The organism is Zobellella endophytica (genome assembly GCF_003012775.1).
Classification (GTDB): domain Bacteria; phylum Pseudomonadota; class Gammaproteobacteria; order Enterobacterales; family Aeromonadaceae; genus Oceanimonas; species Oceanimonas endophytica.
In genome coordinates, this window is record NZ_PXYG01000002.1 from 627,379 (window position 1) to 646,793 (window position 19,415).

15 protein-coding genes are annotated in these 19,415 nt (G+C 66.1%); 9 read left to right on the plus strand and 6 right to left on the minus strand.

Features of this window, described 5'->3' with window-relative positions:
• Window positions 1–101 precede the first annotated feature (101 nt).
• The 3 genes from C7H85_RS08165 to C7H85_RS08175 all read right to left on the minus strand — a co-directional run bounded on the left by C7H85_RS08165 (window position 102) and on the right by C7H85_RS08175 (window position 4,124).
• Complete coding sequence (locus C7H85_RS08165) at window positions 102–1,256, minus strand: acyl-CoA dehydrogenase family protein (RefSeq protein ID WP_106729203.1); 1,155 nt, start codon at window positions 1,254–1,256, stop codon at window positions 102–104.
• Between the two features lie 180 nt (window positions 1,257–1,436).
• Complete coding sequence (locus C7H85_RS08170; RefSeq protein WP_106729204.1) at window positions 1,437–2,930, minus strand: CoA-acylating methylmalonate-semialdehyde dehydrogenase; 1,494 nt, start codon at window positions 2,928–2,930, stop codon at window positions 1,437–1,439.
• 12 nt (window positions 2,931–2,942) lie between these two features.
• Window positions 2,943–4,124: an acetyl-CoA C-acyltransferase gene (locus tag C7H85_RS08175; RefSeq protein ID WP_106729205.1), complete on the minus strand. Its 1,182-nt coding sequence runs from the start codon at window positions 4,122–4,124 to the stop codon at window positions 2,943–2,945.
• 352 nt (window positions 4,125–4,476) lie between these two features.
• Here C7H85_RS08175 and C7H85_RS08180 point away from each other — a divergent pair, with 352 nt between their 5' ends.
• The 6 genes from C7H85_RS08180 (at window position 4,477) to C7H85_RS08205 (ending at window position 13,052) form a co-directional block, all read left to right on the plus strand.
• Window positions 4,477–5,640, plus strand: a complete 1,164-nt coding sequence (locus C7H85_RS08180; RefSeq protein ID WP_106729206.1) for an isovaleryl-CoA dehydrogenase — start codon at window positions 4,477–4,479, stop codon at window positions 5,638–5,640.
• Between the two features lie 10 nt (window positions 5,641–5,650).
• On the plus strand, window positions 5,651–7,255 hold the full coding sequence (locus C7H85_RS08185) for a carboxyl transferase domain-containing protein (protein WP_106729207.1): 1,605 nt from the start codon (window positions 5,651–5,653) through the stop codon (window positions 7,253–7,255).
• Window positions 7,256–7,264: 9 nt separating this feature from the next.
• Entirely contained in the window at window positions 7,265–8,065 is an 801-nt protein-coding gene (locus tag C7H85_RS08190; RefSeq protein WP_106729208.1) for an enoyl-CoA hydratase-related protein, read from the plus strand.
• Window positions 8,055–10,022 carry an ATP-binding protein gene (locus C7H85_RS08195; RefSeq protein WP_106729209.1) on the plus strand — a complete coding sequence of 656 codons (1,968 nt, stop codon included), beginning with the start codon at window positions 8,055–8,057 and terminating at the stop codon, window positions 10,020–10,022. Before C7H85_RS08190 ends, C7H85_RS08195 begins: the two co-directional genes overlap by 11 nt.
• Window positions 10,015–10,911, plus strand: coding sequence for a hydroxymethylglutaryl-CoA lyase (locus C7H85_RS08200; protein ID WP_106729210.1), 897 nt, complete (start codon window positions 10,015–10,017; stop codon window positions 10,909–10,911). Before C7H85_RS08195 ends, C7H85_RS08200 begins: the two co-directional genes overlap by 8 nt.
• A 455-nt stretch (window positions 10,912–11,366) precedes the next feature.
• Window positions 11,367–13,052 (plus strand): 2-isopropylmalate synthase, encoded by a 1,686-nt coding sequence (locus C7H85_RS08205; RefSeq protein ID WP_106729211.1) that lies wholly within the window; start codon window positions 11,367–11,369, stop codon window positions 13,050–13,052.
• Window positions 13,053–13,181: 129 nt separating this feature from the next.
• Here the strand turns inward: C7H85_RS08205 and C7H85_RS08210 are convergent, their stop codons facing one another.
• Genes C7H85_RS08210 through C7H85_RS08220 form a run of 3 tightly spaced genes read right to left on the minus strand, consistent with a single transcriptional unit; the run spans window position 13,182 to window position 16,025 of the window.
• A complete protein-coding gene (locus C7H85_RS08210) occupies window positions 13,182–14,183 on the minus strand; it encodes a TRAP transporter substrate-binding protein (protein WP_106729212.1) in 1,002 nt (333 codons plus the stop codon).
• 34 nt (window positions 14,184–14,217) lie between these two features.
• Complete coding sequence (locus C7H85_RS08215) at window positions 14,218–15,495, minus strand: TRAP transporter large permease (RefSeq protein ID WP_106729213.1); 1,278 nt, start codon at window positions 15,493–15,495, stop codon at window positions 14,218–14,220.
• 11 nt (window positions 15,496–15,506) lie between these two features.
• Entirely contained in the window at window positions 15,507–16,025 is a 519-nt protein-coding gene (locus C7H85_RS08220) for a TRAP transporter small permease (protein ID WP_210433597.1), read from the minus strand.
• Between the two features lie 355 nt (window positions 16,026–16,380).
• Between C7H85_RS08220 and C7H85_RS08225 the strand changes: the two genes are divergently transcribed.
• From C7H85_RS08225 to C7H85_RS08235, 3 genes are read left to right on the plus strand one after another with little or no spacing between them, the layout of a single operon-like run.
• The gene (locus C7H85_RS08225; protein ID WP_106729214.1) at window positions 16,381–16,902 is read left to right on the plus strand and encodes a gluconokinase; all 522 of its coding nucleotides are present in this window, start codon (window positions 16,381–16,383) and stop codon (window positions 16,900–16,902) included.
• The gene (gene edd, locus C7H85_RS08230) at window positions 16,892–18,703 is read left to right on the plus strand and encodes a phosphogluconate dehydratase (RefSeq protein ID WP_106729215.1); all 1,812 of its coding nucleotides are present in this window, start codon (window positions 16,892–16,894) and stop codon (window positions 18,701–18,703) included. Before C7H85_RS08225 ends, edd begins: the two co-directional genes overlap by 11 nt.
• A 3-nt stretch (window positions 18,704–18,706) precedes the next feature.
• The gene (locus C7H85_RS08235; protein ID WP_106729216.1) at window positions 18,707–19,345 is read left to right on the plus strand and encodes a bifunctional 4-hydroxy-2-oxoglutarate aldolase/2-dehydro-3-deoxy-phosphogluconate aldolase; all 639 of its coding nucleotides are present in this window, start codon (window positions 18,707–18,709) and stop codon (window positions 19,343–19,345) included.
• Window positions 19,346–19,415 lie beyond the last annotated feature (70 nt).

Below are 19,415 nucleotides of genomic sequence, written 5' to 3' on the forward strand. Positions count from 1 at the left end.
GCGTAGCGGCCCCCTTTGGTCTCCTCCGCCCATATCACGGACGGCATTACCGAACTGGCACACAGGTACTGACATCAACTCAAGCTCCCTATGCGAACCCATCACAGCTCCCCGCTGCCTTCCGCCAGTACCCGGCGGGCGATCAGCAGCCGCATGATCTCGTTCGTGCCCTCCAGGATGCGGTGCACCCGGGTATCCCTCAGGTAACGCTCGAGCGGGTATTCGCGGATATAGCCGTAGCCGCCGTACAGCTGCAACGCCTGATCGCACACCTTGAAGCCGGCATCGGTGGCGAAGCGCTTGGCCATGGCACAGTAGGTGGTGGCGTCTGGATGGCCCGCATCCAGCCGGCTTGCCGCCAGCCGCACCAGCTGCCGCGCCGCCACCAGTTCGGTGGCCATGTCGGCGATGCTGAACTGCAGCGCCTGGAACTCGGCCAGTTTGCGGCCGAACTGGCTGCGCTCCTGCAGGTACTGGCGCGCCTTGTTGAGGGCCTGCTGAGCCGTGCCCACTGAGCAGCTGGCGATGTTGATGCGGCCCCCGTCCAGCCCCTTCATCGCCAGCTTGAAGCCCTCACCTTCCTGGCCCAGCAGTTGATTGGCGGGCACCCGCACCCGTTCGAAGGTGACGGTGCGGGTGGGCTGGCTGTTCCAGCCCATCTTGTCCTCGGGGCGGCCGTAGACGATGCCGGGGCTGTCGGCGTCCAGGGCGAAAGCGGAGATGCCGCCGGGCCCCTCGCCGCCGGTGCGGGCCATCACCACCAGCACCTGGGTGCTGCCGGCGCCGGAGATGAACATCTTGCTGCCATTGAGCTCGTACTGATCGCCGTCGCGGAGGGCACTGGACCTGAGGGCGGCGGCGTCGGAGCCGGCGTTGGGCTCGGTCAGGCAGTAGGAGCCGAGCAGGCGGCCGCCGACCAGCCCCTCGCCCCAGCGCGCCCAGGTCTCTTCACGGCCGGCGCTGGCCACCATCCAGGTCACCATGTTGTGGATAGTGAGGAAGGCGGTGGTGGAGGTGCAGCCCATGGCCAGGCGCTCGAAGATGATGCTGGCGTCGAGCCGGCTCAGCCCCAGGCCGCCGGCGGACTCGGGGGTATAGAGGGCGCAGAGCCCCAGCCCGCCCGCCTTGTGCAGGGTCTCGATCGGGAAGTGGTGATCCCGGTCCCAGTCGGCGGCATGGGGCTCCAGTTCGTTGCGGGCAAAGTCGTCGGCCAGGGCCGCAAAGGCCCGCTGTTCGTCGCTCAGTTCAAAGTCCATGGCCTCTCCTTAATATCCGTTGACTGTCGGCCAAAGGGCCGACTTCGCCGACACGCTTCAAGCACATCCCTGTGACGCTCGGCACATGCCATCCCTGGCATGTGACGGTCGGCAGAGCCGTTCCCTTTGCCCTCCACCCGACCCCGCCGCTGCCTGCTGTTGCTTCCAGCCGCTCTCCGGCTATTTCAGATGAATCGACATATTGGGCCCGGCCACCGCCTCGTCTTCGAACCAGCGGGCGGTGACGGTCTTGGTTTCGGTGTAAAACCGCACCGCCTGCTTGCCGTAGGCGTGCAGGTCGCCGTAGAAGGAGCGGCGCCAGCCGGTGAAGGAGAAAAAGGGCAGCGGCACCGGAATGGGTACGTTGATGCCCACCTGGCCCACCCGGATCTCGTGCTGGTACTTGCGCGCCGCCGCACCCGAGGCGGTGAAAATGGAGGTGCCGTTGCCGTAGGGGTTGGCGTTGACCAGGCTGATGGCCTGGTCCAGGCTGTCCGCCTCCATCAGCAGCAGCACGGGGCCGAAGATCTCCTCCCGGTAGAGACCCATCTCGGGAGTGACGCCGCTAAACAGGGTGGGCCCCACCCAGTTGCCGCGGGGATAGCCGTCCACCGTGCACTCGCTGCCGTCGAGCAGGCAGTCGGCGCCCTCGGCCTTGCCCCCGGCAATCAGCCGCAGCACCCGCTCCCGGGCCGCCTGGCTGATGAGCGGGCCGTAACCGGCATCGGGGTCGTCCCAGGCACCGGGCCGCACCCGGGCCATGGCGTCTTGCAGCTCCGGGATCCAGGCCCTGGCCTCGCCCACCAGCACCGCCACCGATATCGCCATGCAGCGCTGGCCGGCGGCGCCCACCGAGGAGCCCACCAGGTTGTTGATCACCTGCTGCTTGTTGGCGTCGGGCAGCACCACCATGTGGTTCTTGGCGCCGGCGAAGGCCTGCACCCGTTTCAGGTAGGCGGTGCCGGTCTGGTAGATATGCTGGCCGGCGGCCACCGAGCCGACGAAGGAGATGGCGCACACCTCCGGGTGTACCAGCAACTGGTCCACCACCTCCTTGCCGCCGTGTACCACCTGCAGCAGGCCGTCAGGAGCACCGGCCTGCTTGAACAGCTCGGCCAGCCGCATGGACGCCAGGGGATCCTGCTCCGACGGTTTGAGCACAAAGGTGTTGCCACAGGCGATGGCGAGCGGAAACATCCACAGCGGGATCATGGCCGGAAAGTTGAAGGGGGTGATGCCCACGCAGACCCCCAGCGGCTGGGTAAGGCTGTAGCAGTCCACGCCCCGGGCCACGTTTTCCTGGGTCTCGCCCATGCTGAGGGAGGCGATATTGGCGGCCTGCTCTACCACTTCTATGCCCCGCCACACGTCGCCCCTGGCGTCCTCGAAGGTCTTGCCGGTGTCTTCGCTGAGCAGGCGGGCAATGTCGTCGTGGTGCTCCTTCAGCAGCGCCTGGTAGCGCAGCATCAGCCGGGCCCGCTCCGGCACCGGCACTTCCCGCCACTCGGCAAAGGCCCGGCTCGCCGCCGCCACCGCCGCCGCCACCTCCTCGGGTGTGGCGCACGGCAGGCGGGCGATAATCTCCTGGGTGGCCGGGTTGTTCACCTCCAGCCACTCGTGAGTCCGGCTTTGCACCATATTGCCGCCGATGAAGAGCGGTACCTGATATGCCATTTTCCTGTCCTCCTAGAGCAATTCCACTGCCACCGCCGTGGCCTCACCGCCGCCGATGCACAGGGCCGCCACCCCTCGCCTGAGTCCGCGCCGGCGCAGGGCGTACAGCAGGGTGACGAGGATGCGGGCACCGCTGGCGCCGATGGGGTGACCCAGGGCGCAGGCGCCGCCGTTGACGTTGACCCGCGCCGGATCCAGCCCCAGCTCGCGGATGGCCAGCAGGGCGACCACCGCGAACGCCTCGTTGATCTCGAACAGATCCACCTCGCTGGCCTGCCAGCCGAGCTTATCCAATAGCTTGTTGATGGCGCCGATGGGCGCCAGGGTGAACTCGGCGGGCAGCTGGGCGTGGGTGGCATGGGCCAGCACCCGGGCCAGGGGCCTGAGGCCGAGCGCCGCCGCCTGCTCGGCGGTGGTCACCACCAGGGCGGCGGCGCCGTCGGAAATGGAGCTGGAATTGGCGGCGGTGATGGTGCCGCCCTGGGCGAAGGCGGGCTTGAGGGTACGGATCTTGTCGGGTCGGGCCTTGCCCGGCTGCTCGTCGGTGTCCACCAGACGACGGCCCTGCCGCTCCTCCACCGCTACCGGCACGATTTCCTCGGCAAAATCCCCTTCGCCGATGGCCCTTTGGGCCCGGGTCAGGGAGGCGATGGCGAAGTCGTCCATCGCCTCCCGGCCGATGCCGGACTTGTCCGCCGTCTGCTGGGCGAAAGACCCCATCAGGCCGCCCTCGTAGGCGTCTTCCAGGCCGTCGAAGAACATGTGATCCAGCAACTGGCCGTGGCCCATGCGCAGCCCCGCCCGCGCCTTGGGCAGCAGGTAGGGCGCCAGGCTCATGCTCTCCATGCCGCCCGCTACCATCAGCCGGGCAGAGCCCGCCAGCAGTTGATCGTGGGCCAGCATCAGCGCCTTCATGCCCGAGCCGCACATCTTGTTGACCGTGGTGCAGCCGACGGCAACCGGCAATCCGGCCCCCAGCGCCGCCTGCCGGGCCGGCGCCTGGCCCTGGCCGGCGGGCAGCACGCAACCCATCACCACCTCATCCACCCGCTCATTCGCGACCCCGGCCCTGCTCAGGGCGGCCTCGATGGCCGCGGCCCCCAGTTTGGGCGCCGGTACGGCGCCGAAGTCCCCCAGCAGGGCCCCCATGGGGGTCCGGGCCGCACCGACTATCACTATCTCGCTTTTTGCCATGGTGGCTCCATCTGCCGCAGGCCAGTGATGAGGCAAAGGCGATAATAAGGAAGCGACTAAGCCGACCGTGACATGCCAGGGGGCGCGAAGCGCCTGGCACCGCCGCCAGCATCGCGAAACGATGATACGGCGGTTTCCGCGACATCCGGCATGTCCGAGCCTACATGGACGTACTTGTGGCGTGTCGGCGTGTCGTTCCTTTTATCGCCCTGCACCCAATCATCAGTGGCAACCTAAAAATCCTTTATCTATTCAAGCTTAGCCGACCCCTAACAGTCCCATAACAACTATAGTTAATTCAGCAATATTGGTAGCAAACGAGCCCAATCTCTCCATCAGCAAGGAGGTTTCCATGGCCCCCTATCCGCAACTGAACTTCGGCCTGGGCGAGACCCTGGACCTGCTGCGCGACCAGGTCGCCGCCTTCGCCAGCCGGGAAATCGCTCCCCTGGCCGAGGCCATCGACCGGGACAACCGCTTCCCCACCGAACTCTGGCCCCAACTCGGCGACATGGGCCTGTTCGGCATTACCGTGGCCGAACACTACGGCGGCGTGAACATGGGCTACCTGGCCCAGGTGCTGGCGATGGAGGAAATCAGCCGGGCCTCGGCGGCGGTGGGCCTGTCCTACGGCGCCCACGCCAACCTCTGCGTCAACCAGATCCACCGCCACGGCAACGAGGCACAGAAAACGCGTTACCTGCCCAAACTGCTCAGCGGCGAACACATCGGCGCGCTGGCCATGTCCGAGCCCAATGCCGGCTCCGACGTGGTGTCCATGCGGCTGTCCGCCCGGGCCGACGGCGATCACTTCGTGCTCGACGGCACCAAGATGTGGATCACCAACGGCCCCGACGCCCAGGTGTTCGTGGTGTACGCCAAGACGGATCCCCAAGCCGGCGCCCGGGGCATCACCGCCTTTATCGTCGAACGCGATACACCCGGCTTCGGCCAGGCCCAGAAGCTCGACAAGCTCGGCATGCGCGGCTCCAATACCTGCGAGCTGGTGTTCCAGGACTGCCGGGTGCCGGCGGACAATGTGCTCGGCACCCTGAACGGCGGGGTCGAGGTGCTGATGAGCGGGCTCGACTACGAGCGGCTGGTGCTGGCCGGCGGGCCGCTCGGCATCATGCAGGCGGCCATGGATCTGGTGGTGCCCTATGTGCGGGAGCGCAAGCAGTTCGGCCAGGCCATCGGCGACTTCCAGCTGGTGCAGGGCAAGCTCGCCGACATGTACACCCGCATGAACGCCGCCCGCAGCTACACCTATATGGTGGCCATGGCCGCGGACCGGGCCGCGCTCGGCCGCAAGGACGCCGCCGGGGTGATACTGCTGGCGGCGGAAACCGCCACCCAGATCGCGCTGGACGCCATCCAGCTGTTAGGCGGCAACGGCTATATCAACGAGTTCCCCGCCGGCCGCCTGCTGCGGGACGCCAAGCTGTACGAAATCGGCGCCGGCACCTCGGAGATCCGCCGCATGCTGATCGGCCGGGAACTGGTGCAGAACCGGTGAGGATCCAGCCATGACCATACTGACCAGCCAGATCAGGTCCGAGTCGGAGGAGTTCAGGGCCAATCATAACGCCATGGCCGCCGAGGTGGCGGCGCTTCGCGAGCTGGTGGCCGGCATCGAAGCGGGCGGCGACGATGCCAGCCGGCAGCGCCACCGGCAGCGGGGCAAGCTGCTGGCGCGGGAACGCATCCGCCGCTTGCTGGACCCGGGTGCCCCCTTCCTCGAGCTGTCCCAACTCGCCGCCCACCGGGTCTACGACGAGGCAGTACCGGCGGCGGGGCTGGTGGCCGGCATCGGCCGAGTCGGTGGGGTGGAATGCATGCTGGTAGCCAACGACGCCACCGTCAAGGGCGGCACCTACTACCCGCTCACGGTCAAGAAACACCTGCGCGCCCAGGCCATCGCCGAACGCTGCCGACTGCCCTGCCTCTACCTGGTGGACTCCGGCGGCGCCCACCTGCCCAGCCAGGACCAGGTGTTCCCGGATCGGGACCACTTCGGCCGCATTTTCTTCAACCAGGCGCGGATGTCCGCCGACGGCATCCCCCAGTTGGCGGTGGTGATGGGGCTGTGCACCGCCGGCGGCGCCTATGTGCCGGCCATGGCGGACGAGTCCATCATAGTGCGCGGCCAGGGCACCATCTTCCTCGGTGGTCCGCCCCTGGTGCGGGCCGCCACCGGCGAGGTGGTCAGCGCCGAGGATCTGGGCGGGGCCGAGGTGCACACCCGCGTCTCCGGGGTGGCGGATCATATCGCCGAGGACGACGCCCACGCCCTGCACCTGGCCCGCCGGCTAGTGGCCAACCTCAACCGGCCGGCGCTGCCGGCCCCGCCCCACCCGCCGCTGCCGCCCCGCTACCCGGCCGAGGAGCTGTACGGCATCGTCGGCACCGATCTGCGCAAGGCCTTCGAGGTGCGCGAGGTGATCGCCCGGCTGGTGGACGACTCGGCCTTCGACGAGTTCAAACGCGACTTCGGCCCCACCCTGGTCACCGGCTTCGCCCGGCTGCACGGCTACCCGGTAGGCATACTGGCCAACAACGGCGTGCTGTTCAGCGAATCGGCCCAGAAGGGGGCGCATTTCATTGAACTGTGCTGCCAACGCCGCATTCCCCTGCTGTTTTTGCAGAACATCACCGGCTTTATGGTAGGCAGGAAATACGAGGCCGAGGGCATCGCCAAGCACGGTGCCAAGCTGGTGATGGCGGTGGCCTGCGCCAACGTACCCAAGGTGACCCTGATCATCGGCGGCAGCTTCGGCGCCGGCAACTACGGCATGTGCGGCCGGGCCTATGATCCCGACTTTCTGTGGATCTGGCCCAACGCCCGCATCTCGGTGATGGGGGGCGAGCAGGCCGCCGGTGTGCTCGCCAGGGTGCGACGAGATGCCAAGGAAAAGGCCGGTGAATCCTGGAGCACCGAGGACGAAGCCGCCTTCAAGGCGCCCATCGTCGAGCGCTACGAGCGCCAGGGCCACCCCTGGTACGCCAGTGCCCGGCTGTGGGACGACGGCGTGATCGATCCCAGGGACAGCCGCGCCGTGCTGGCCATGAGCCTGGCCCTGGCCCTGAACCGGCCCATGGACGAGCCCCGCTTCGGGGTGTTCCGCATGTGAGGAGAAGCCATGAGCGAGCCCCTGTTGCTGCAAGCCTCCCTTCCCGGTGTCTGGGAGCTGGTGCTGAACCGGCCCGAACGCCGCAACGCCTTCGACGATGAACTGATCGCCGCCATGAGCACCGGGCTGGAGCAGGCCGCCCGCCAGCCCGGGTTGCGGCTGCTGGTGCTGCGCGCCAGTGGCAGGCATTTCAGTGCCGGCGCGGATCTGGCCTGGATGCGCCGGGCGGCAAGCCTGAGCGAGGCGGCCAACCTGGCCGACGCCCAAGCCCTGGCACGACTGTTGTGGCGGCTCGACCATTTTCCCCATCCCACCCTGGCGCTGGTGCAGGGGGCGGCCTACGGCGGTGCCCTGGGGCTGGTCGCCTGCTGCGACCTGGTGGTGGCCGCCGCCGATGCCCGTTTCTGCCTGAGCGAGGTCCGACTGGGGCTGATCCCCGCCACCATCGCCCCCTATGTGTTGCGCGCCCTGGGGCCGCGCCAGGCCCGACGCTATATGCTGACCGCCGAGATCATTCCTGTCCGGGAAGCCGAACGGCTGGGCCTGGTACACCTGCTGGCCGAGCCCGGCCAGCCCCTGGACGAAGCCGCCGCCCCGCTGATCGCGGCGCTCCAGCGCAACGGCCCGGCGGCACAGGGGGCGGCCAAGCAACTCATCAATGACTACGCCGGCCGCCCCCTCGACGAGGCGCAGCTGCTCGACAGCGCCCGCCGGATAGCACGGATCCGGGTAACGAGCGAGGCCCGGGAAGGACTCGCCGCCTTTCTCGACAAGCGGCCGCCGGCCTGGGAGGACGAGGATGTTCACTAAGCTGCTGGTCGCCAACCGGGGCGAAATCGCCTGCCGCATCATCCGCACCGCCCACCGGCTCGGCATCGACTGCGTGGCGGTCTACTCCGACGCCGACCGCCACGCCCGCCATGTGGCACTGGCCGACGAGGCCTGGCACCTGGGCCCGGCGCCGGCGGCCCAGAGCTACCTGAACCAACCCCGGCTGCTGGCCATCGCCCGGGCCGCTGATGCCCAGGCGGTGCACCCGGGCTATGGTTTCCTGTCGGAAAACGCCGACTTCGCCCGTGCCTGCGCCGCCGCCGGCCTGGTCTTCGTCGGCCCGCCCGCCGAGGCCATCGCCGCCATGGGCTCCAAGTCCGCCGCCAAGGCGCTGATGGAAACCGCCGGGGTGCCGGTGGTGCCCGGCTACCATGGCCCGGCGCAGTCCCCGGAGCGGCTGCGGCAAGAAGCCGGGCGCTGCGGCTTTCCGCTGCTGCTGAAGGCGGTGGCCGGCGGCGGCGGCAAGGGCATGCGGGTAGTCAACCATATCGATGAGTTCGACGAAGCCCTGGCCGCGGCCCGACGCGAAGCCCTGGCCGCCTTCGGCGACGACGCCATGCTGCTGGAACGCTACCTGCCCCGGGCCCGCCATGTGGAAATACAGGTGTTCTGCGACCGGCTCGGTCACGGCCTCTATCTGGCCGAGCGGGACTGCTCGGTGCAGCGCCGCCACCAGAAGGTGCTGGAGGAGGCACCGGCCCCCAATCTTGCCCCCGCAACCCGGGTGGCCATGGGCGAGGCGGCGGTGCGCGCCGCCCAGGCCATCGACTATGAAGGGGCCGGCACCATCGAGTTTCTCTATCAGGAGGACGGCCGCTTCTACTTTATGGAGATGAACACCCGCTTGCAGGTGGAGCACCCGGTGACCGAACTGGTCACCGGCCTGGATCTGGTGGAATGGCAGCTGCGGGTGGCGGCGGGTGAGCCGCTGCCGCTGACCCAGGCTCAGGTGACCGTCCGCGGCCACGCCATCGAAGCGCGGGTCTATGCCGAAGACGCCGACCAGGGCTTCCTGCCCGCCGCCGGCCCCCTGCACTACCTGCGCGAGCCTGCCACCGGCCCCCGGGTACGGCTGGACACCGGGGTGCGCGAAGGCGACGAGGTGGGCATCCACTACGATCCCCTGGTCGCCAAGCTGATCGTCTGGGATCCCAGTCGCGAGCAGGCCCTGCACCGGCTGGCCCGGGCCCTGGCCCGGTACCGCATCGGCGGGGTCAGGACCAACCTGCGCTTTCTGCACGCCCTGGCGGGCTCGGCGCCGCTGCAGGCCGCCGAGTTGCATACCGGCTTTATCGAGCAGCACCAGGAACTGCTCTTTGCCCCGCCAACCCTGTCCACCTCCCGGGTGCTGGCCCTGGCCGCCGCCTGCTGGCTGGCGCTGGAGCCGAACGACGAGATCGCCCCCTTCGCCGGCCACTCGGGCTGGTGGCTCAACCTGCCGGCACGGCGTCGGATGGAGCTGGAATACGGTGGGGAGCGGCATGAAGTCGATATGACCGCTGAAGACCTGGGCTGGCAGGTGGAGAGTGGCGGGCACCGTCACCAAGTCCGTGCGCTGCTCGACGGCGACCGGCTGCAGGCGGAGCTGGACGGCGAGCCCCTGCCCTGCCACTGCGCCCGTCACGCCGACCTGCTGTGGCTGTTCCACCGGGGCGAGCGCTACGACCTGCGCCTGGCCCCGCTCGAGGTCGCCCGGCATCAGGGCGGGCACCAGGCCGGCCTCAGGGCGCCCATGCCCGGGCTCATCGGCCAGCTGCGGGTGGCGGTGGGCGACACCGTCGCCGCCGGCCAGACGTTGCTGGTGCTGGAGGCGATGAAGATGGAGCACCCCCTGCGCGCCCCCGCCGCCGGCCGGGTGGCGGAGATCCGCTGCCGGGAAGGCGACCAGGTGAACGAAGGGGATGAACTGCTGCGGCTGGAGGAAGCGGATGGATAGGGTCAAGCTGGTGGAGGTGGGCCCGCGGGACGGGCTGCAGAACGAGGCCGCCCGGGTCCCCACGGCGGTCAAGATTGAACTGGTCGAGCGGTTGGCCGACTGCGGCCTGCGGCACATAGAGGCGGCCAGCTTCGTCTCGCCCAAGTGGGTACCGCAAATGGCCGACGGCGCCGCCGTGCTGGCCGGTATCCGCCGCAAGGCCGGAGTGGTCTACTCGGCCCTCACCCCCAACCTCAAGGGGCTGGCGGCGGCCCTGGCCGCCGGCGCCGACGAGGTGGCGGTGTTCACCGCCGCCTCCGAGTCGTTCTGCCAGCAGAACATCCACTGCTCCATCGATCAGAGCCTGGCGCGCTTCACCCCGGTGCTGGCCGAGGCCCGGGCCCGCCGGATCCGGGTGCGGGGCTATGTGTCCACCGTGCTCGGCTGCCCCTACGAGGGCGACATCAGCCCCGATGCCGTGGCCCGGGTGGCGGGGGCCCTGTACCGGATGGGTTGCTATGAGGTTTCCCTCGGTGACACCATCGGCACCGGCACCCCGGGCAAGGCCAGGGCCATGCTGGCAGCGGTGCGCCGGGAGGTGCCGATAACACGACTCGCCGCCCACTTTCACGATACCTACGGCCAGGCCCTGGCCAATCTCTATGCAGTGCTGGAAGAAGGGGTGCGCATCGCCGACTGCTCGGTGGCGGGCCTGGGCGGCTGCCCCTATGCCAAAGGCGCCTCCGGCAACCTGGCCAGCGAAGAGGTGGTCTACCTGCTGCACGGCCTCGGCTTCCAGACCGGGGTGGACCTGGCCAGGCTGGTGGAGACGGGGCACTGGATCAGCCAACAACTGGGCCGGGAAAACAGCTCCAAGGTGGGCCGGGCCCTTGGGCACCAATCAGTTTGAAATTCTGACCGGACACCGCCTGATACGCTGTCATTTGGAGCCCAATTTTTCTCTGTGTTACTCGGCCAAAACGTACTACTTCACCGGCACACCGTCACCCCAGCCATGGAGCTCCGCCGCGCCTCTGACCAGCGTGGATGGCGGGAATGGCGGAACGGCAGGAGCATTTTCCGGCCCTGGCGCGGAGGGCCTGCTTAGTGGTACCTGGTCACTGCCGAGAGTGAGCTGCTATTCGGAATGGCAATCTAGCGATAAAGAAGGCGAGTTATGCCAACAATACTCATTATTTGGCAATGTTACGCTAACAACCCCCCAAAACAGCCTGTTTTCGCAATAACCTTTCGCCATGGCCGACGTATACTGTGGTTATTGTTACAAAGCAGGCCCGGTTATTTAAAACGGTTGATGCCACAAGCCAGCGCCCTCAATAACTCATTACCATCAGGAAACCCAATATGTCTGCCTTTGATCATCGCAAGTACCGCCCGGCCCCTCGAGTCCCGGCATTCAACCGGCAATGGCCCGATCGCAACCTGGATCATGCCCCCATTTGGCTGAGCGAAGACCTCCGCGATGGTAATCAGGCACTGCTGGAGCCGATGACGGTTGCGCAAAAGCAGCGTTTTTGGCATCAGATTATCAAGGTTGGCATTAAAGAGGTCATGGTCGGCTTCCCGTCCGCCAGCCAACCCGACTATGACTTTGTACGCTGGCTGATCGAGGAAGAGCAAATTCCCGATGACGTCACTATCGCCGTATTGGTTCAATGCCGCGAACACCTGATTGAGAAGACGTTCGAATCGCTGGCAGGCGTTAAGCGGGCGATAGTTCATCTCTACAACTCGACCTCAACCATCCAGCGCGAACGGGTATTTGAGATGGATCGCGATGGCATTACCGACATTGCCGTTCAAGGGGCGGCCTGGGTCAAAACCTATGCGGCCCGGTATCCGGACGTTAACTGGCGCTTCCAGTACTCGCCGGAAAGCTTTTCCAGCACCGAGATCGACTTTTCGCTGGCCATTTGCGAGGCGGTGATGGACGTTTGGCAGCCAACGCCCGACAACAAGTGTATTCTCAACCTGCCAACTACCGTCGAAGTGGCAGGGCCGCACCACCACGCGGACCAGATTGAATACTTCTGCCAGCACATCAGCCGTCGCGACAGTGTGATTATCTCGGTGCATACCCATAATGATCGCGGTGGTGCCGTCGCCTCCGCAGAACTTGCGCTGTTGGCGGGTGCCGACCGCGTAGAAGGAACCCTGCTCGGCAACGGCGAGCGTACCGGTAATATGGATATTGTGACCCTGGCGATGAATCTGTATAGCCAGGGTATCGATCCTGGATTGGACTTGTCGAATCCGGACGAAATTATCCAGGTCGTGCACGAGTGCACCGGCATTGCCATACATCCTCGCCACCCCTGGGTAGGCGAAATGGTGTATACCGCGTTTTCCGGCAGCCACCAGGACGCCATTCGCAAGTCGCTTAAACATCAAAAGCCCGGTGAACCCTGGCAGGTGGCCTACTTGCCCATAGACCCCCACGATATCAGCCGCGACTATCAGGCCGTTATCCGCGTTAACAGTCAATCGGGCAAAGGTGGTATGGCCTTCTTGCTGGAGCGGGACTACGGCATCAACCTGCCGCGCTGGATGATGCTGGCACTGGCTCCCTATGTGCAAAAAGAGAGCGAGCGGCGTAGTAGCGAGCTGTCCAGCGAGGTGATTCGTCAGGTGATGTTCGACAACTTCACTCATGATGCCCCCTTGGCACTGGCCGATTACCGGCTCTCTAAAGAACAGCACGAGGGCATCGAGGTTACCTTGTGGCAAAATGCTGAAACGCTGCGGCTTTCAGGTACTGGCAATGGTGCGATGTCGGCGTTTACCGACGCATGGAAAAAACACTCGGGTAGTCAGGTGGCGATTCTTGATTACAGCGAGCACTCCCTGGGGGGAGACAGCGAAGCAAACGCCATCGCGTTTGTACAACTGAATATTGACGGCCAGCGTATTTGTGCCGTTGCCGAAGATAGCGACACCGTGAGCGCGTCGCTGAAAGCGCTGCTGTCCGGTATCAATTTCGCCCAGGCACACCATGCCAATAAGCATGAGACGACCCAGATAGAAGCGTAGGCCAGGTGACTTGACAACGCAGCATCACGTCATCGCCACCGTCGATACACTTCAGCACTAGTGGGCTCATTTTTACTCAGCCTAAAAAGGCGCCCGCGGGCGCCTTCAAAGTACCAAAACAAGGCGTTATCAGCCGCGGATCTTCTGCAGCTCGGCCTGCACGTCGTCCCACAGCTGCTGGCCCACGTCCTGGGCGATGCCCTGGTTGACCTCATCCAGGCGGGCGCGCATGCGATCCACCTGGGCCGCGTCCAGCTCGTTCACTTCCATGCCCTTTTCCTTCAGCTCGGCCAGGGCCCAGGCGGCCTCTTCCCGGGTGTCGGCCCGCTCGAAGTCGCGGGAGGCCACGGCGGCCTGCTTGAGCACGTTGCGTTCGTCGTCGGACAGCTTGTCCCAGAACTTCTTGCTCACCAGCACTATCCAGGGGCTGTAGACGTGGTTGGTCACGGTCAGGTATTTCTGCACCTCGTAGAACTTGCTGGAGAGGATGGTGTTGTAGGGGTTTTCCTGGCCGTCCACGGTGCGGGTTTCGAGCGCGGTGAACAGCTCGGAAAACGCCATGGGTACGGCGTTGGCGCCCAGCGCCTTGAAGCTGTCGAGGAAGACGTTGTTCTGCATCACCCGCAGGCGGATGCCGTTCATGTCTTCCAGGCTGGTCACCGGGCCGCGGCTGTTGGTCAGGTTGCGGAAGCCGTTCTCCCAGTAGACGAGACCGATCAGGCCCTTCTCTTCCAGCCTGGCCATCACCTGCTCGCCCACCGGGCCGTCGAGCACGGCATCCGCCTCCTCGACGTTGTTGAACAGGAAGGGGGTATCCCAGATGGCCATTTCCGGCACTATGCCCACCAGGGTGGCGGTGGAGCCCACCATCATCTCCTGGGCACCGCCCAGCAGGGCCTGCTGCATCTGCAGATCCGAGCCCAGGGTGGCGGCGCCGAAGGCGCGTACCTTCATCTTGTCGCCGGACAGCTTGCCCACTTCGGCGGCGAATTTCTGGGTGGCCCGGCCCTGGTTGGAGTCTTCATTCAGGCCGTAGCCGAAACGGATCATCCGAGACTGGATATCGGCCGCCATGGCGTTGGCGGACATCAGGCCGATAATGCCGGACAGTACGAGGGTTTTCAGTTTCATGGAAATATCCTTATCAAGTTAACAAGACCCGGGGTCAGGACAGCCAGCTCAGTGGCCAGAGTACCAGCTGCGGGAACAGCACCAGCAGTGCCAGCAGCGTGAAATAGGCGACGATAAAGGGCATCACACCCCGCACCACCGCTTCCATTTTCATGTTGCCCACGCCGGAGACCACGTTGAGCACAGTGCCCACCGGCGGGGTGATCAGCCCGATGCAGCCGGACATGATGAAGATGAGGCCGAAGTATACCGGGTGTACCCCGGCGGCGGCGGCCATCGGCGCCAGCACCGGCGCCAGGATCAGGATGGCGGGAGTGAGGTCCATCACCATGCCGATCACCAGCAGGAACAGTACCACCAGCGCCATAAACAGCATCGGGCTGCCCAGCACCGGCTCGAACAGGTCGATCAGCTGGCGCGGCAGATCCGCCAGGGTGATCATGTAGGAGGACGCCATGGCGGCACCGGCCAGGAACATCACCACCGAGGTGGTCTTGGAGGCATCCACCAGCACCTTGTACAGGCCTTTCAGATCCAGCTCCCGGTACACCAGGGTGGTGATGATCAGGGCGTAGACCGCCGCCACCACCGCCGCTTCGGTAGGGGTGAAGATGCCGCCGCGCAGGCCGCCGACGATGATCACCGGCAGCAGCAGGGCCCAGATACTGCGGCGCATCACCCGGCCGCGCTCCTTCCAGCTGGCCTTCTCCTCCACCGGCAGCTCCTTGCCGCGCACTATCCAGCCCCAGGCGACGGCGATGGCCACCGCCATCATGATGCCGGGCGCGATACCCGCCAGGAACAGCTGGCTGATGGAGGTGTTGGTGGTCACCCCGTAGATGATGAAGGGCATGGACGGCGGAATGATGGGGCCTATGATGCCGCCGGAGGCGATCAGGCCGCCGCTGCTGCCGAGCGGGTAGCCCTGGCGGCGCATCATCGGCAACAGCAGGGTGGCCAGGGCGGCGGTGTCGGCGATGGCCGAGCCGCTCATCGAGGCCAGCAGCACCGAGGCGCCGATGGCCACATAGCCCAGGCCGCCGCGCACATGGCCGCAATAGACCCGGGCCAGGTCCACGATGCGCCGCGACAGGCCGCCGGCGGTCATCAGCTCGCCGGCCAGCACGAAGAAGGGCACCGCCAGCAGGGGGAAGTTGTCGAAGCCCGCCTGCACGTTCTGCGCCAGCAGTTGGGCATCGAAGAAGTCGAGCTGGATCATCAGCGCCAGGGCGGTCAGCATCAGGGCGAAGGCGATGGGTACGCCGATGCTCATGGAGCTGAACAGTACCGCCAGAAAAATTGCGATCGACATGGTAGCTATCCTTACTTAACGCTATGAGTGGTAACGGCGGCGCCGGCTTCGCCGCGACGGCAGCGCAGCTCCTGCCAGGCCTCGCGCAGCAGCAGCACCGCCATGCAGGCGCCCATGGTGAACACCGCCGCCGCCGCCAGCGCCAGGGGATAACCCAGCACCGGGCTGCGGCTGTCGATGCCCACCAGGATCTGGGCCCAGGCACCGAGGATCAGGTGATAAAGCGCCCAGCCGATAAGGAGCCGGCTCAGCCAGCGGCACAGCCGCTGCGCCGGTGCCGGCAGCCGGTCCAGCACCAGATCGAAACGCAGGTGCTGATTGTCGACGGTAGCCAGCACGGCGCCGATGCACACCAGCCAGACAAACAGCAGGCGGGACAGCTCCTCGTAGCCGGCCAGGCCGGTGTTGAACAGATAGCGCATCACCACGTTCAGGAACACGGCGCACACCATGCCGAACATGCTGATGGCCAGCATGGCCTCCGCTGCACGGCGCAGCACAGACACGGGTTTATGGGACATTTCCGCCATGGCGTTTTACTCCATTCCATTGCTCAGTGAAGTTACCAGTAACATGTTACGCGTAACCAAGAGGAACCACCAAGCCCCAAGTGACGATAAAGTTAAAAAATGGGACTGCGCTCAAGAAAACGAAAATCATAAAATCTTCATAAACAACCAAAAGAAAAACATAAAACACTGATTTAAAATAATTTAAATTCATAAGCCCGCTTATTGTACCGCCATCTCCGGCCATATCGCCTGTTGTTGTCATTGTGTGTCAGCTCACATTTTCAAAAGTTACTGGTAACATGTTACCCGTAACCTGATAGAGTAAAAGCCATTCACCCCAGGGCAAGATTACCAGTAGGGACAGAGGTCAAGCATGACTGGAGAAAGCATCATAGTGATGGGCGTTACCGCCTGTGGCAAATCGAGCGTGGGCGCCGCCCTGGCTCGGGCGCTGAGCGCCAAGTTTATCGACGGCGACGACCTGCACCCCAGGGCCAATATCCTCAAGATGGCCGAAGGTGTACCGCTCGGTGACGAGGACAGGGCACCCTGGCTGGAGCGGATCCGCGACGCCGTATTCAGCATCCGCCACAAGAGCGAGACCGGGGTCATCGTCTGCTCGGCGCTCAAGCGCCATTATCGCGACAGCATCCGCGCCGGCAACGACCGGGTGCGTTTCATCTTTCTCGACGGCGACTTCGAGCTGATCCTGGCCCGGCTGCGCCGGCGCAACGGCCACTTCATGCCCGAGTCCCTGCTGCAAAACCAGTTCGAGGTGCTGGAACGTCCCGGCGCCGACGAGCCGGACGTTACCTTCATCAGCATCGACGGCAACTTCGAGGACGTGGTCAACCGCGCCCTCGCCGCCATCAAGGGAGAAGCCCATGTCAACTGAACTCCACCCGGTGATCGGCCGGGTTACCCGCCGTATCCTCGAGCGCAGCCAGGCGCTGCGCGAAGGCTACCTGGCCCGGATGCAGGCCCAAGCCGAGCAGGGCAAGCACAAATCCAGCCTGAGCTGCGGCAACCTGGCCCACGCGGTGGCCGCCTGCGGCCCGGATCAGAAACAGCGTATCCTCAACCTGACCAGCGCCAATGTGGCCATCGTCAGCGCCTACAATGACATGCTGTCGGCCCACCAGCCCTACGCCGGCTACCCGGAGCAGCTCAAGCGGGTGCTGGCGGAGCATGGCCACAGCGCCCAGGTGGCCGGCGGCGTGCCCGCCATGTGCGACGGCGTCACCCAGGGCCAGCCGGGCATGGACATGTCACTGTTTTCCCGCGACGTCATCGCCCAGGCCACCGCCCTGTCGCTCAGCCACAATACCTTCGACGCCACCCTGCTGCTCGGCATCTGCGACAAGATTGCCCCGGGCCAGCTGATCGGCGCCCTCAGCTTCGGCCACCTGCCCACCGCCTTCGTGCCCGCCGGCCCCATGGCCACCGGCATCAGCAACGACGAAAAGGTCAAGGTGCGCCAGCAGTACGCCGCCGGTGAAGTGGGCAAGGAGGCGCTGCTGGAGATGGAGTGCAACGCCTACCACTCCCCCGGCACCTGCACCTTCTACGGCACCGCCAACACCAACCAGCTGGTGTTCGAGGCCATGGGCCTGATGCTGCCCGGCTCCGCCTTCGTGCACCCGCACTCGGCCCTGCGCCGGGCACTGACCGAACACGCCGCCCTGCGCCTCGCCGGCCAGATCCAGGGCAGCGGCCACTACCGTCAGCTGGCCGAGGTGGTGGACGAAAAGGGCCTGGTCAACGGCCTCATCGCCCTGCTCGCCTCCGGCGGCAGCACCAACCACACCCTGCACATGGTGGCGGTGGCCCGGGCCGCGGGCCTGGTGCTGAGCTGGGACGATTTCAGCGATCTCTCCGAGGTGGTGCCCCTGCTGGCCCGGGTTTACCCCAACGGCCCGGCGGACATCAACGCCTTCCAGCAGGCGGGTGGCGTGCCCCTGCTGCTGCGCAAGCTGGCCGAGCGCGGCCTGCTGCACAGGGACGCCACCCCCATGTTCGGCCGGCTCGAGGACTATTTCCGTCAGCCGGTGCTGGAAGGGGAGCAACTGGCCTGGCAGCCGGTGCCGGAAACCCGGGATCCGGCGGTGATCCCGCCCCAGGACACGGTGTTCAGCGTCAGCGGCGGCCTGCGGCTGCTGGACGGAAACCTGGGCCGGGGGGTGATCAAGGTCAGCGCCGTGGCGCCCGAGCACCAGCTCATCACCGCTCCCGCCGCCCTGTTCAGCAGCCAGCATGCGGTTGAGCGCGCCTACCAGAACGGCGAGCTCAACCGGGATGTCATCGTGGTGGTGCACCATAATGGCCCCGGCGCCAACGGCATGCCCGAGCTGCACAAGCTGATGCCGATCCTCGGCAATATCCAGAAGGCCGGCTTCAAGGTGGCGCTGGTCACCGACGGCCGCCTGTCCGGCGCCTCGGGCAAGATACCGGCGGCCATTCATATCACCCCGGAAGCCGCCAAGGGCGGCCCCCTCGGCCGGCTGCGCGACGGTGATATCATCACCCTGGACGCCGCCAGCGGCCGGCTGTTCACCGAGGCCGCGCTCGAGCGGCGCAGCCCGCTGCAACCGGATTTAACCAGCGAACAGAGTGGCCTGGGCCGCGAGCTGTTCGCCCTGTTCCGCCGCCAGGTTTCCAGTGCGGAAACCGGTGCCTCTATCTTTTATCAGGAGTAACTTATGAGCTGGACCCTTTCCCCCGCCGACGTCTTTTCCGCTTCTCCCGTGGTCCCGGTGATGGTGGTGGAAGACGCCGCCGACGCCGTGCCCCTGGCCAGGGCCCTGGCCGCCGGCGGTATCACCGTGTTTGAAGTGACCCTGCGCTCGGCCGCGGCGCTGGACGCCATCCGCGCCATCGCCCGCGAACTGCCCGACGCCCTGGTAGGCGCCGGCACCGTGCTCAACGTGGCGCAGTACGACGCCGCCGTGGCCGCCGGCGCCAGGTTCGTGATCACCCCTGGTTTCACCCCGGCCCTGCTCAGGCACGCCAAGGCCGGCCCGGTGCCGCTGATGCCCGGCATCGCCACCCCCTCCGAGGCCATGCAGGCGCTGGAGCTGGGCTACACCCACCTCAAGTTCTTCCCGGCGGAGATCAACGGCGGCGCCAAGGCGCTCAAGGCCCTGGCCGGCCCCCTGCCCCAGTTGCGCTTCTGCCCCACCGGCGGCGTCAGCGCCGCCAACGCCAAGGACTACCTGGCGGTGAAGTCGGTGATGACGGTGGGCGGCTCCTGGATGCTGCCGGCAGAGCTGGTCGCCGCCAAGGACTGGGACGGCATCACCCGCCTGGCCGCGGACGCAGTAGCGGCGGTAAAAGGCTGAAAGCCGGAAGCAAGTCGCTTGTAGGGTCGAATTCATTCGACCAAATCATGGCGGCGCTGCGGGAATGGCC